Source organism: uncultured Draconibacterium sp. (assembly GCF_913060805.1).
Classification (GTDB): Bacteria; Bacteroidota; Bacteroidia; order Bacteroidales; family Prolixibacteraceae; genus Draconibacterium.
The window spans coordinates 158,414-172,233 of sequence record NZ_CAJXTC010000006.1 but is presented as its reverse complement, the minus strand read 5'-3'; the positions used below and the strand labels follow the sequence as shown (position 1 = coordinate 172,233).

Sequence of the window (13,820 nt, the reverse complement as noted above, 5' to 3'; positions counted from 1 at the left end):
CTTGGGTTTAGCAGGAAAAATAGCAAAATGTCATTTTTAAGCAATAAAAAAGGACGGCTAATAAACCGTCCCTTTTCTATATAATTTGAATTGCTTTCTTAAGCTTTTCCTGCCGAACCCAAAACGTTTTCGTTTTTGTGTTTGTACAACTCTTTCAACGAGTCGCGAGCAGGTCCTAAATATTTACGTGGGTCGAACTCACCCGGTTTTTCGTTCATTGTTTTGCGGATAGCAGCAGTCATTGCCAAACGACCGTCAGAGTCGATGTTAATTTTACATACTGCAGAAGAAGCCGCTTTACGCAATTGCTCTTCAGGAATACCAACAGCAGCTTTCAAATCGCCACCGTTTGCATTGATAATTTCTACCTGATCCATTGGAACAGAAGATGAACCGTGAAGAACGATTGGGAAACCAGGAATACGTTTTTCAATTTCTTCCAGGATATCGAATTTTAATGGAGGAGGAACCAAAACGCCATCTTCGTTTTTAGTACACTGCTCAGGAGTAAATTTGTGTGCTCCGTGAGAAGTACCAATTGAAATAGCCAGTGAGTCAACACCGGTACGTTTTACAAAATCCTCAACCTCTTCAGGACGTGTATAAGTTGATTCTTCAGCAACTACATCGTCTTCAACACCTGCTAAAACACCCAGCTCACCTTCAACAGTTACACCGTTTGCGTGTGCATATTCAACAACTTTTTTAGTTAAGGCAACGTTTTCTTCGTATGAGTGGTGCGAACCATCGATCATTACTGAAGAGAAACCGTTATCGATACAGTCTTTACACAATTCGAAAGTATCGCCATGATCCAGGTGAAGAACAACCGGAATTTCGCAACCCAGTTCTTTTACATACTCAACAGCACCACGCGCCATATTACGCAACAAAGTAGCGTTAGCATAATTACGTGCACCTGATGATACCTGAAGAATTACAGGCGATTTTGTTTCAACACAAGCTTGCAGAATTGCCTGCATTTGTTCAAGGTTGTTAAAATTGTAGGCTGGAACAGCGTATCCGCCTGCAACTGCTTTTGCGAACATTTCTTTACTGTTCGCCAAGCCTAAGTCTTTGTAACTTACTGCCATTTTTATTCGAGTTAATCTTTGGTTTTTAATTTTTTTTGCGCCGTGAAAGTAAATAAAAAACAAAGAATGAAGTGGTTTAGCTAAATACCCCTACCGATATTTAACGTTAAATAAAATAATGTTACAGCGTTAATTTTCAGATAATTTTGTCCGATTTTTACGTTCATTAACAAGGAAAAATTGGTTAACCTAAACTCAAATCGTAATTTTGTGTTCTTATTCTATTTGATTTAAAAGTAAAACGATTTAATTATGGGAAAAATAGCCGAAAACGTTAAACCGGGAGTTGTTACCGGTGCTGACGTACAATTTATTTTCGAAGAAGCTAAAGCCAAACAATTTGCCATGCCGGCAGTAAACGTTGTTGGTTCTTCATCAGTTAATGCCATTATGGAAGTTGCCAAAGAGGTAAACGCTCCGGTAATGATTCAATTTTCAAACGGTGGTGCTGCATTTAACGCCGGTAAAGGTTTAAAACTTGAAGGCCAGGAAGCAGCTGTTTTAGGTGCTGTTGCAGGTGCAAAACACATTCACACTTTAGCTGAAGCTTACGGTGTACGTGTTATCCTTCACACCGACCACGCAGCAAAAAAATTGTTGCCTTGGATTGACGGTTTGTTAGATGCCAGCGAAAAACACTTCGAAGAAACTGGTAAACCTCTTTTCAGCTCGCATATGCTTGACCTTAGTGAAGAGCCATTGGAAGAGAACATCGAGATCAGCAAAAAATACCTGGAGCGCATGGCCAAAATGGGCATGACTTTGGAAATTGAGTTGGGTATTACCGGTGGTGAAGAAGATGGTGTTGACAACAGCGATGTTGATGCATCAAAATTGTACACTCAGCCGGAAGAAGTTTGCTATGCTTACGAAGAGTTGAGCAAAGTATCTCCTAACTTCACAATTGCGGCATCGTTTGGTAACGTGCACGGTGTATACAAACCAGGTAACGTTAAATTGACTCCAAAAATTCTTGATAACTCACAGAAGTACATCCAGGAAAAACTGGGAACTGACGAAAAACCAGTAAACTTTGTTTTCCACGGCGGATCAGGTTCGTCACACGAAGAAATTCGCGAAGCTATTTCGTACGGTGTTGTTAAAATGAACATCGATACCGATACTCAGTGGGCATATTGGGATGGCGTTCGTGCTTTCGAAGCTGCGAACCACGATTACCTGCAAGGACAAATTGGTAACCCTGAGGGTGACGAAAAACCAAACAAAAAATTCTACGATCCACGTGTTTGGTTGCGTAAAGCAGAAGAATCAATGATTGCACGTTTGAAAGTTGCATTCGAAGATTTAAATGCTATCGACGTTCAGTAAGAACACTTTTCGATATAAAATAGTAAAACCGTTTCTCGTTTGGGAAGCGGTTTTTTTATGCTGAGTCTCAAACTCTCCCTTCTTTTGTAACCCAACACAAAAGCTTTTTTCCCTTTTTAAGGGAAAATGTCGACAGACAAAAGGGTAAGGAAAATACACTACCCCTCATCCGTCAGCAGACGGAAGCCCCTCAAAAGAGAGTCAGTTACGGAAACTGTATTCTGTAACAAGATTATTTAACTTAATTTCTGTTAGCGATTTACAGAAATCACGAATCATTTTTAGGAAGTTGTAAGGGAGTCTTTGAGAATGCCCCTTTTATTCCAGCAACTGGGTATAATGCTCGTAGCGACTAAAAATCTGTTTTACGTAACTCACCGGTTCAATCCCGCGCACATAACCATATTTTATAAACGGCTTATTGTAATTCTCGGGATAGCTTAGTTTTAACATCGATTCCTCAACACATTCGTCCCAGCGATAACTGTCAATTCCTTCCTCTTCGGCCAATGTTCGTGCATCTATCACATGGCTGTAACCACAGTTATAGGCGGCCATCGTAAACTTTATGCGCTGCACCGAATCGGGAATATCAATAAAACGATCCCACAAAACTTTCAACACTTTGGTAGCCCCTTCAAGGTTATCTTCCGGATCTGTCCTATCTTCAACACCATATCGTTCGGCAGTTTGTGGCATCATTTGCATCAATCCTTTTGCACCAGCCCACGATTCGGAAACCGGGTTAAACCTGGATTCCTGGTAGATCATCGACGCCATCAGTCGCCAGTCCCAACCAATTGTATCGGCATAGGTTTGTATCAGGTCGTCGTATTCACTAATCCGGTTATGATTTATACTGTAGTACACGCTGTTTTCGCGCATCCTAAACGAACGCTCGTTTTTAAAGTACTTGTTATAAATTACGTAATAAGTTGTACCGTTTTTCATCGAATCGATCCAGCCATTAAGCTCCGTCAGCAACTCATCCGAGTTTGGCCGGATTGCCCAGGCCATACGCTGCGAAAAACTAACAGGCACGCGGATATCGAGATTGGGATAATACGAGGCATTAATGCTGGCAATATTGTTATCGGCAAAGGTGTATTTAATATCGCCGTTCGATACCATTTCAATAATTTTATCGGTCGACAAGTCTCCGGCCAGTGTATCAACATAAATTTTACCGCCCATCTCATCCATCAGGTTTTCTACCCGGTTTAAATACGACGAGTTGGAACGCACCGAAACGGTATCGTCGATCAATTCAATGGCATCGTGTATTAACGAATTTTGTACCGCACTCCATTTCATTTTTCGCCAGTTGTCGGGCTTTTTTTGCACCAACACCTGGTGCGTGAGGTACAAATAATCGGAAAACTGCACCAACTCTTTACGCTTCCCGGTAATGGTTAATCCATGTGCAATGAGGTCGACTTTGCCGCTTATCAGCATTTCGTACATGTTCTCAAAGTCATTCGATATCTCGAGTTTGTAATCAACCCCAAGGTGATCGGCGAAACGCTTCAGCAGCTCATACTCGTAACCCATCGGTTGCCCGCGGTACAAAAAGTAACTGGTACTGCTGTAGGTGGTAACAACATTTAGCACGCCATCATCCAAAATCTCAGGCAAATCACGATCAATAATTGGGCGATCTTCTTTCTTGTCTTTTGGATTTTTGTTTGAGGAGCATGCAGTCACCATTAAAAGCAAGACGATGCAAATAATACCAAAGCAATGTTTTATCATACTTCACGGTTTATAATCACTGATCTTACGCCGACAAGGTATAAAAAGAATTAGAAATATGAAATTTATCAGTTTTTACACCTACTTCATTTACATTTTAGCAACAATGTTCACGAACGGCTACGAAACATAAAAATGTTCGTTAAAAATAAGCCACCCACCCTACATTTATTATTGTATACAGTTGATTTAATTATATTTGCAGATCTGTGCAAACCTATGAAAAATCTGAATAAACATATTTTACTACCCCTATTGTTCGTATTTATTGTTGGTATTTCATCTGCTTCTGAAAACCAAACAACACAGATCGATTCGCTTAAAACCGCTGTTAAAACGGAAACAAATGCGGAGAAAATCGTCGATATTTACATCGATCTGTCCGATTTATACGATTATATCAACCCCGATAGTTCGTTAGCTTACGGACAAAAAGCGCTAGAGCTATCGCAGAAAATCAACTACAAATACGGCGAAGGAACAGCGCTGTTTCTTATCAGTTATGTGTACGACCAAACCGGCGACTGGATTCCGGCCATTGCCAATCTTGAACAAGCCATTACCATATTTACCGAGACCAAAGATTCGGTGTCGTTAATTGCGTGCTACCTTAACCTGGGCGTGTTATATTCTTACGGAAAAGACCAGGTACAGGCATTGAATTACATGATTAAGGCAAAAAATATTTGCGAAGAGGCAGGCAATACATACGGGCTTTCAGAAGCATACGGGAACATTGCCTCGTATTACGAATACCTAAAAGAATTCCGGAGTGCGCAGCTCTACTACCAAAAGGCCTTGGATGTTGATATTGAAACACAGAACATTAGAAACCAGTGTCTGAACTACACCTCGCTGGGCTACAGTAATCTAAAACTTAACCAACAGGAACAAGCCCTTACTCATTTGAATGATGCGCTGGAGCTTTTACCGCAAATTAACGACGAACAGCGTGAAATTGAAGTACTGCTAAGCTTTATCAATTATTACCTCGAGACCGCAGATTTGTCGACTGCAAAAAACTATATTGAACGCGTTAATAAGCTAAAAAACCAAAATAACCTCACCAAATACGAAGTAGAAATCAATTACCTGCAAGGCAAATACTACCTTAAAAAGAAAGATTTCAAAACGGCCATAAACTACTACAACCAGGCCATTTCGAAAAGCAAGGAATTGGAAAAATTTGACTACCTGTCCGACTATTACACCGAAGCAGGAGAAGCTTATGCCGGCCTTGGGCAATACGAAAAAGCTTACCAAATGAATTCGGATGCCAAAGCGGCATTTCAGCTGTTAAAACCCGACGAAATTATTGAGGCACTGGGTAATTTTGAAGCCGACGAAGCCAGTAAGGCCGAACGAAATAAAATTATGCTCGAACAGCAATTGGCTTCGGCTAAAATGGAAAGCGATCAATTTAAGTTTCGCGTAAAATCGGCCTTTGCTATTGTTGCCTTGTTGGTTATTTTGGTGGCACTCAGCTTTTTTCTCATTCTGCGCAAAAAACACACCGACGAGCTAAAAGCCAACTACAACACCATAAACCGGCAGAAATTATTGCTCGAAGACAACCTTGTAAAACTTGCCGAAGACGAGCAAAACCTTAAAAAGCTAAACGCCACAAAAGATAAATTCTTTTCGATTATTGCGCACGATTTAAAAAATCCATTCAATGTGTTGATCGGTATTTCCGATTTACTGCGCAACGAAAAAGAGGCCAAAAACACCGAAGATTTTGATGTGCTGATCGATGGCATGTACCAGGCGGCTACCAGCGGCTACGAGCTGTTGGAAAACCTGTTGGAATGGTCGCGCACACAAACCGGCACCATTAAATTCGAACCACAGTCGTTCTTTATTCATAAGGTTTTTGAAATCAATAAAGACCTCAATCTCGAGGTGGCCAAAACCAAAGGTATTACCATCGAAATCTCGGAAAAGAAAACCATGGTTTATGCTGATTTCGATATGGTAAACTTTATTGTCAGAAATCTGCTGAATAACGCCATAAAATTCACAAATAGAAACGGCAAAATTGAACTGCTTGCCAAAAAGGATGACGAAATGCTGATCGTCACGGTAAAAGACGATGGCATTGGAATGACGCAGGAGATGATTAAGAACCTGTTTAAAATTGAAAAATCGGTGCAACGCGATGGAACTGCTCACGAAAAAGGAACAGGATTAGGATTGATTCTTTGCCAGGAATTTGTTAAAATAAACGGCGGTAATATCTGGGTCGAGAGCGAAAAAGGCCAGGGTAGCAGTTTCCACTTCAGTCTTCCCTTATCGTTGTCATAATCAACATTCTTAGCAATCTAGTGTTGCACAGTAGGTTCCGAAATCATTTGAATTATCGGATTTCTTTGCATATTTGCACCATACCAGTACCCACCAGTAAAAATTGAATTTGCAGCAACAAATATTTTACTGCGAGCGTATGTATGTAGTATTGAAAATGCGTCTGTTATATAAACGAACTATTGAAATCCGTTTGCAATGAAACACAAAGAACAAACGTTAATCGAAAAGCAACCTTTAGAATACAAGTTCACTCTTTGTAACACATGGCGTATTATCCACTAAAAACAAACAATTTATCGCATATGAAATCTTTATTTTCTTTCATCTTCATCCTATTTATTTTCTCGGCGTGTGTTGAAACAAGCAGCGAAACCCGAAGTGTACAAACACTTTCAAAAGACTGGAAATTTATTAACCAGGAAGTTACCGATGCCCAGCTGCCACAAACCGATGCAGCAGATTGGGAAACCGTTGAGGTTCCACACGACTGGGCTATTAAAGGACCGTTTGACAAAGAAATTGATGCACAGAAAGTGCTGGTTAGTCAGGACATGGAGAAAGAGGCTCGCCTGCGAACCGGACGTACCGGCGCATTGCCACACATTGGAATTGGCTGGTACCGCAAAACATTCGAATTGCTCGATTTTGGCCCGGGTAAACAAGCGCTGCTTGTTTTTGATGGTGCCATGAGCAATGCCGAAGTATACATAAACGGAAAGAAAGTTGGTAACCGCCCTTACGGCTACAGCTATTTCTATTTCGATATCAGCGATTATGTGAATGTTGGCGAAGAAAACCTGCTGGCTGTTCGCCTCGAAAATAAAGAATCATCATCGCGTTGGTACCCCGGCGCAGGAATTTACCGCAAAGTGCAGCTTATTGTAAAAGACGAGGTGAATTTTAACCAGTGGGGTACGTTTATTACCACGCCATTTGTATCGGAAGAAGAGGCGCAGGTAAACCTGAAAGCCGAAGTTAACGGAAGCAACGTTAAAGTGGTTACCGAAATAAAAGATGCTGAAGGAAATGTAGTAGCAACGAACACCACCAACGAATTGTTTGGCAACAAAACAGAACAAAATATTGCCATTCCGAACCCAAAACTTTGGGACACCGAATCGCCATACTTGTACACCGCAAACATGAAATTGTACGAAGGCAACACGCTGAAAGACGAACAGAATATTCGTTTTGGAGTGCGAAGTGTGGTATACGAACGTGGCAAAGGGTTGGTATTAAATGGCGAAGTTACCAAGTTTAAAGGTGTTTGTTTGCACCACGATTTGGGGCCGCTCGGTGCCGCAGTTAACAAAGCGGCACTAAAACGCCAGTTGACAATTTTGAAAGATATGGGCTGTAATGCCATCCGTTCGTCGCACAATATGCCATCGATGGAGCAATTGGAACTTTGCGACGAAATGGGCTTCCTTTTCCTTGCTGAAAGTTTTGATGAGTGGGCCAAACCAAAGGTTGAAAATGGATACAACTTGTATTTCAACGATTGGGCCGAAAAAGATGTGGTAAATCTGGTTCGTGCCACACGTAATCACCCGTGTATCGTTATGTGGAGCTCGGGCAACGAAGTTCCCGATCAGTGGGGTACCGAAGGCGTAAAACTGGCAAAATGGCTGCAGGATATTTTCCATCGTGAAGATGGAACACGCCCTGTAACCGTTGGAATGGACCAGGTGGGTAACACACTGAAAAACGGATTTGGCGCCATTATGGATATCCCCGGTTTAAATTACCGCCTGCATTTGTACGACGAAGCTTACGAGCGTTTTCCGCAAGGATTTATTTTGGGTTCGGAAACGGCTTCAACAGTAAGTTCCCGCGGAATTTACAAGTTCCCGGTAAAAGAGGGTAAAATGTTGCGATACGATGATTTCCAAAGTTCATCGTACGATTTAGAAGCCTGTTCATGGTCGAATATTCCAGACGAAGACTTTTACTGGCAGGACGACTTTGACTGGGTAATTGGCGAGTTCGTCTGGACCGGATTTGATTACCTCGGAGAGCCTACTCCATACAACGAAGCATGGCCATCGCGCAGCTCGTATTTTGGAATCTGCGATCTGGCTGGTTTACCAAAAGACCGCTACTACTTGTACCGCAGCCGCTGGAACACGGAAGACGAAACCTTGCACATTCTTCCACACTGGAACTGGGAAGGTCGCGAAGGAGAAACAACGCCTGTTTTTGTATACACCAATTATAACAGCGCCGAGTTATTTGTAAATGGCAAAAGTCAGGGTGTTCAGAATAAAAGCAAAGAGACCTTGTTGAACAGAAACCGGCTGATGTGGATGGATGTAAAATACGAACCGGGAACCGTAAAAGTGGTGGCTTTCGACGATGCCGGGAATGCTGTGGCAGAGCAGGAAATCCACACTGCAGGAGCGCCTCATCACTTGCAATTAACAGCCGATCGTGATGGAATTGCTGCCGACGGAAACGACCTTAGCTACATCACCGTTTCTGTGGTTGACAAAGACGGGAACTTCTGCCCAACTGCTACTAACCAACTAAATTTTAATGTTAGTGGTGCCGGAAAATACAAAGCCGTTTGCAATGGCGATGCTACTTCGCTCGAGTTGTTCCACCTCCCAACAATGAAAGCTTTTAGCGGCAAACTGGTGGTAACCGTTCAATCGCTTGAGGAAGCCGGAGAAATGCAATTGGAGGTGAGCGGCGAAGGACTTGAACCTGCAACAATTTCAATTCAAACCAAAGAGATTTAATACGACTAACTAAACTATGAGAAAACTAATCTTACCAACTATTCTAAGCTTATTATTGCTGGCTTGCCAGCCAAAAACAAAAACGAACGAAACGCAACCGGCAAGGCCAAATATTATTTACATTCTGGCCGATGACCTCGGATATGGCGATCTGAGTTGTTACGGGCAAACGCATTTTTCAACGCCCAATATCGATAAGCTGGCCGAAAACGGAATGCGCTTTACCCAGCACTATTCGGGTTCAACAGTTTGTGCACCTTCGCGCTCGGCCTTAATGACCGGGCAACACACCGGCCACACGCCGGTTAGAGGCAACAAAGAGTGGCAACCCGAAGGACAATATCCAATGGCGGCCGGTGCCGTTACTATTGCCGAAGCTTTAAAAGAAGCCGGCTACACAACCGGAGCTTTTGGCAAGTGGGGACTGGGTTACCCGGGCTCTGAGGGCGATCCGAACAACCAGGGATTCGACGAGTTTTATGGCTACAACTGCCAGCGAATGGGACACAACTACTACCCTTATCATCTTTGGCATAACCAGGAAAAGGTAATTCTTGAAGGTAATGCCGGTAAAAAAACGGAAGCTTACGGACCGGAACTCATCCATACCGAAGCGCTCAATTTTATCGAAAACAATAAGGATCAACCGTTCTTTATGTACTATCCTTCGATTATTCCGCATGCCGAGTTGTTTGCACCTGAAGAATACATAGCAAAATACCGTGGCAAACTCGAGCCCGAACAAGCTTACAAAGGAGTTGATGATGGAGAAAGATATAAACAGGGCGGCTACGGTTCGCAACCGGAAACACATGCCGCATTTGCTGCCATGGTGGACTACCTTGATATGCAGGTTGGCGAGATCGTTGCCAAACTGAAAGAACTGGGGATTTATGAAAACACGCTGATCATTTTTACATCCGATAACGGGCCGCATTTGGAAGGTGGAGCCGATCCTGATTATTTCAACTCCAACGGACCATTAAAAGGTTATAAACGCGATCTGTATGAAGGAGGGATTCGTGTTCCGATGATCGCTGTTTGGGACGGAAAGATTACTGCCGGCAGTTCGTCCGATCACATTTCTGCATTCTGGGATGTATTTCCAACCGTGGCCGAAATTACCGGCATTTCAACTCCCGTTTCGATTGATGGAATTTCGTTCTTACCTACACTCCTTGGTAAAGAGCAATCGGCTCAGCACGATTATTTATACTGGGAATTTCACGAAATGGGAGGAAGACAAGCTGTTCGAAAAGGTGATTGGAAACTGGTTCGCTACAATGTTTTTACACCCGAAAAAACGACTACCGAATTGTACAATCTGGCCACCGATGTTGGCGAGGAAAACAATATTGCCAGCGATCATCCTGAATTGGTGAAGGAACTGAGTGCGTTTATCGAAAAGTCACATACAAAGTCTGATCTTTTCAAATTCGGAAACGAAGAATAAGGAGGCCACTATGAGTAACAAGATCACGATTCTGATTCTAATTGCGGTTACATTGCTTTCGTGCAAACCGGAAAAGCAGGAAGTTTCAAAACCGAATGTTCTCTTTATTCTGGTTGACGATTATGGCTACACCGATTGCAGTGTAATGGGCAGCCAATACTACGAAACACCCAACATCGATCGAATTGCACACGAAGGAATGTTGTTTACCGACGGTTATGCAACTTGCCAGGTTTGCAGCCCGTCGCGAGCCAGTATTTTAAGTGGGAAGTTTCCTGCACGGCACGGTATTACCGACTGGATCGGTGCACCAACCGGAGAAGCCTGGAGTAAAACGGGCAGGGCTACTAAGTTACTGCCACCAGAATACGTTCATCATCTTGAACACAGCTATACCACTTTACCGGAAGCGCTAAAAGAAGCTGGGTACACCACATTTTTTGCCGGCAAATGGCACCTAGGTGAAAAAGGATCGTGGCCCGAAGATCATGGTTTTGACATCAACAAAGGTGGCTGGGATGTTGGAAGTCCAATTGGTGGTTATTACGCCCCTTGGGAAAATCCAAATCTCCCGAGTGGCCCCGATGGCGAGAACCTAACTATGCGTCTCGCAAAAGAAACGGTCAACTTTATACAAGAACATAAAGACACTGTATTTTTTGCCTACCTTTCGTTTTATGCGGTACATGGCCCCATTCAAACTACAGAGGAAAAATGGGCGAAATACCGCGATAAAGCCGAAACTTTGGGCATTGCCGAAACAGGATTTGAAATGGGGCATTTTCTGCCCATTCGCCAACATCAGGATAACCCCATTTATGCCGGGCTGGTAGAAAGCACCGATGATGCAGTTGGTTATGTGCTGGATGCTTTGGACGAATTGGGCTTGGCAGAAAATACCATAATCTGTTTTACCGGCGACAATGGCGGCGTGGCAGCCGGCGATGCATTTGCAACATCGAACAAACCGCTACGTGGCGGAAAGGGATATCAGTTTGAAGGTGGAATTCGCGAACCTTTCTTTATCAAAGTTCCAGAACTGGGAAATGGACTGCAATGCAACACACCTGTTACAGGTACCGATTTCTATCCAACAATTCTTGAACTTTGCGGCGCCGATTTAAAACCGGAAGAACACATGGACGGAGTCAGTCTTGTTCCGCTTTTAAAAGGCGAATCGCTTGCCGAAAGACCGCTAATCTGGCATTATCCGCACTACGGAAACCAAGGTGGCGAACCATCATCGATAATTCGTTTGGGCGACTGGAAACTCATTCATTATTACGAAGACGATAGAGAGGAACTTTACAACCTGGAAAACGATTTAAGCGAAACAAATGATCTCGCCTCAGAAAATCTGGAGAAAGTGAAAGAAATGAGCAGTCAGCTTTTTGAAATGCTGGACGACATGGGAGCACGTTTCCCAACACAAGATCCAACATGGACTGCAGAACGCGAAAAAGCACACTTGCAAAATGTGATCGAAAAAAGATGGCCGGCACTGGAAAAAGAACGACTTTGGATGCTATCAGAGGATTTTGATCCGGGTAACGATTGGTGGGGAAGCAAAATCACCATCGATTAACCAAAAACGGAATTAGTTATATTTCATTTTTTTGCGTCTTATTAGAACAAAACATCTGCAAAGATGCTTATTTGTAAACAGGCATTACAGCACATAATTTAAACCACATAACCATGGAGAGAAGAAATTTTATTCGTAACGCAGCAGCGGGAACTCTGGCTTTCAGCGGTATTTCGGGCATTGCAAATGCTTCCGTTTCTGACTCAAAAGTCTCAAATTCGGCAAAGTTTAATTTGAAATATGCTCCGGGACTCGGAACCTTCCGCGAACATGTTGGAGAAGATCCGATTGAAAACCTGAAGTTTATTGCCGACCAGGGATTTACAGCATTTTTTGATAACGGATTGATGTGGAAACCCGCCGAAATGCAGGAGAAAATCGGAAATGAAGCAGCCCGTTTAGGACTTGATATTGGCCCGTTTATCGTTTATGCCGATCATGGTGCCAAATACGCTGTTACCGACGATCCTGAAGTAACTAAAATGTTGGTAGGAAAAACCGAAGAAGCACTTGACGTACAAAAAAGAACAGGTGCAAAAACAGGATTGATAACTTTTGGTATATACGACGAAAAATTGGATTGGGACTATCAAACCATTAATGTGATCAATAATATGCGCGCTTGTTGTGATGTTGCCGGAAAAAGCGGACTGGAAATGGTTATGGAACCACTGAACCACCAGGTTGACCATCCAAAATTATTCCTCACAAAAATGGCGCAGGCAAAAATGATTTGTGTTGCCGTTAATCACCCAAGTTGTAAAATTGTTGACGATTTGTATCACCAGCAAATTACCGAGGGCAACCTTATTATGAACATGGATATTTGCTGGGATTATATTGGCGCTTTCCATTGCGGCGATAACCCCGGACGTAAAGAACCCGGAACCGGAGAGATTAACTTTGTCAATATCTTCAAACATATGTACGACAAAGGCTACAACGGTACAATTTGCGCCGAGCATGGTAAAAGTATTCCCGGAAAAGAAGGCGAAATTGCGTTTATTGAGGCTTACAGAAAAGCCGATTCATTCGAAGTTTAAGCGTTTGAAAACATATAAACAGAAAAAGGTGGTTGCTAGCAAACCACCTTTTTTCATTTATGTTTCATCTAAGAGGAGGGAGACAGTTTACAGCAATAAAGACCACCGAAGAACTGTCCAATATCTTTTTTAATTGATTGCGCTGTTGTTAATCTCAGAACGTTTAGCAAAGATCGTTCTACATTCGATAATCATAGCTTCAAATCGTAAAAATTAAGTTCCATATCGTAAAAAGCATATTCATAAAACATAATTTCGTACTTTTACATGACAACTTAATTCACAAATGATTCAAACGATTGCTCTATTATCTCCCATTTACATCACCTTATTTTGGGGCATCATATTTTTATTGCAAAAAAAATCGGATAACCCCGCACGATGGGTACTTGGCCTGTTTTTAATTTTTGCCTGCTTTCTATATGTTAGTCATGCCATATTCTTTTCCAGATTGTATCACCTGTATGCTTTTTTCGAAAGTGTTTATTTATACACCGGTCTGACTGTCTACCCTCT

The 13,820-nt window shown here is 42.5% G+C and carries 8 protein-coding genes; 6 read left to right on the top strand and 2 right to left on the bottom strand.

Translation table 11 applies throughout. The features are described from left to right. Window positions 1–98: 98 nt before the first annotated feature. Window positions 99–1,094 (bottom strand): class II fructose-bisphosphate aldolase, encoded by a 996-nt coding sequence (locus tag QZ576_RS05470; protein ID WP_297094878.1) that lies wholly within the window; start codon window positions 1,092–1,094, stop codon window positions 99–101. Window positions 1,095–1,346: 252 nt separating this feature from the next. Here QZ576_RS05470 and fbaA point away from each other — a divergent pair, with 252 nt between their 5' ends. Then, a complete protein-coding gene (gene fbaA / locus QZ576_RS05465; protein WP_297094876.1) occupies window positions 1,347–2,423 on the top strand; it encodes a class II fructose-bisphosphate aldolase in 1,077 nt (358 codons plus the stop codon). A gap of 318 nt (window positions 2,424–2,741) precedes the next feature. Here fbaA and QZ576_RS05460 read toward each other — a convergent pair whose 3' ends face one another. Next, complete coding sequence (locus QZ576_RS05460; protein ID WP_297094874.1) at window positions 2,742–4,175, bottom strand: transporter substrate-binding domain-containing protein; 1,434 nt, start codon at window positions 4,173–4,175, stop codon at window positions 2,742–2,744. 219 nt (window positions 4,176–4,394) lie between these two features. Here QZ576_RS05460 and QZ576_RS05455 point away from each other — a divergent pair, with 219 nt between their 5' ends. From QZ576_RS05455 to QZ576_RS05435, 5 genes are all read left to right on the top strand, one after another. Continuing rightward, window positions 4,395–6,479 carry an ATP-binding protein gene (locus tag QZ576_RS05455; RefSeq protein ID WP_297094871.1) on the top strand — a complete coding sequence of 695 codons (2,085 nt, stop codon included), beginning with the start codon at window positions 4,395–4,397 and terminating at the stop codon, window positions 6,477–6,479. A gap of 305 nt (window positions 6,480–6,784) precedes the next feature. Next, window positions 6,785–9,223, top strand: coding sequence for a DUF4982 domain-containing protein (locus tag QZ576_RS05450; RefSeq protein ID WP_297094869.1), 2,439 nt, complete (start codon window positions 6,785–6,787; stop codon window positions 9,221–9,223). Between the two features lie 16 nt (window positions 9,224–9,239). After that, a complete protein-coding gene (locus QZ576_RS05445; protein WP_297094866.1) occupies window positions 9,240–10,676 on the top strand; it encodes an arylsulfatase in 1,437 nt (478 codons plus the stop codon). Between the two features lie 10 nt (window positions 10,677–10,686). Then, window positions 10,687–12,261 carry a sulfatase gene (locus QZ576_RS05440; RefSeq protein ID WP_297094864.1) on the top strand — a complete coding sequence of 525 codons (1,575 nt, stop codon included), beginning with the start codon at window positions 10,687–10,689 and terminating at the stop codon, window positions 12,259–12,261. A 113-nt stretch (window positions 12,262–12,374) separates the two neighbouring features. After that, a complete protein-coding gene (locus QZ576_RS05435; protein ID WP_297094862.1) occupies window positions 12,375–13,304 on the top strand; it encodes a TIM barrel protein in 930 nt (309 codons plus the stop codon). Window positions 13,305–13,820 lie beyond the last annotated feature (516 nt).

Excerpts from the sequence above, each read along its gene's own strand:
- QZ576_RS05445 (WP_297094866.1), top strand. The coding sequence starts at position 9,240 with ATGAGAAAACTAATCTTACCAACTATTCTAAGCTTATTATTGCTGGCT.
- QZ576_RS05440 (WP_297094864.1), top strand. The coding sequence starts at position 10,687 with ATGAGTAACAAGATCACGATTCTGATTCTAATTGCGGTTACATTGCTT.
- QZ576_RS05450 (WP_297094869.1), top strand. The coding sequence starts at position 6,785 with ATGAAATCTTTATTTTCTTTCATCTTCATCCTATTTATTTTCTCGGCG.
- QZ576_RS05435 (WP_297094862.1), top strand. The coding sequence starts at position 12,375 with ATGGAGAGAAGAAATTTTATTCGTAACGCAGCAGCGGGAACTCTGGCT.
- fbaA (WP_297094876.1), top strand. The coding sequence starts at position 1,347 with ATGGGAAAAATAGCCGAAAACGTTAAACCGGGAGTTGTTACCGGTGCT.
- QZ576_RS05470 (WP_297094878.1), bottom strand. The coding sequence starts at position 1,094 with ATGGCAGTAAGTTACAAAGACTTAGGCTTGGCGAACAGTAAAGAAATG.
- QZ576_RS05455 (WP_297094871.1), top strand. The coding sequence starts at position 4,395 with ATGAAAAATCTGAATAAACATATTTTACTACCCCTATTGTTCGTATTT.
- QZ576_RS05460 (WP_297094874.1), bottom strand. The coding sequence starts at position 4,175 with ATGATAAAACATTGCTTTGGTATTATTTGCATCGTCTTGCTTTTAATG.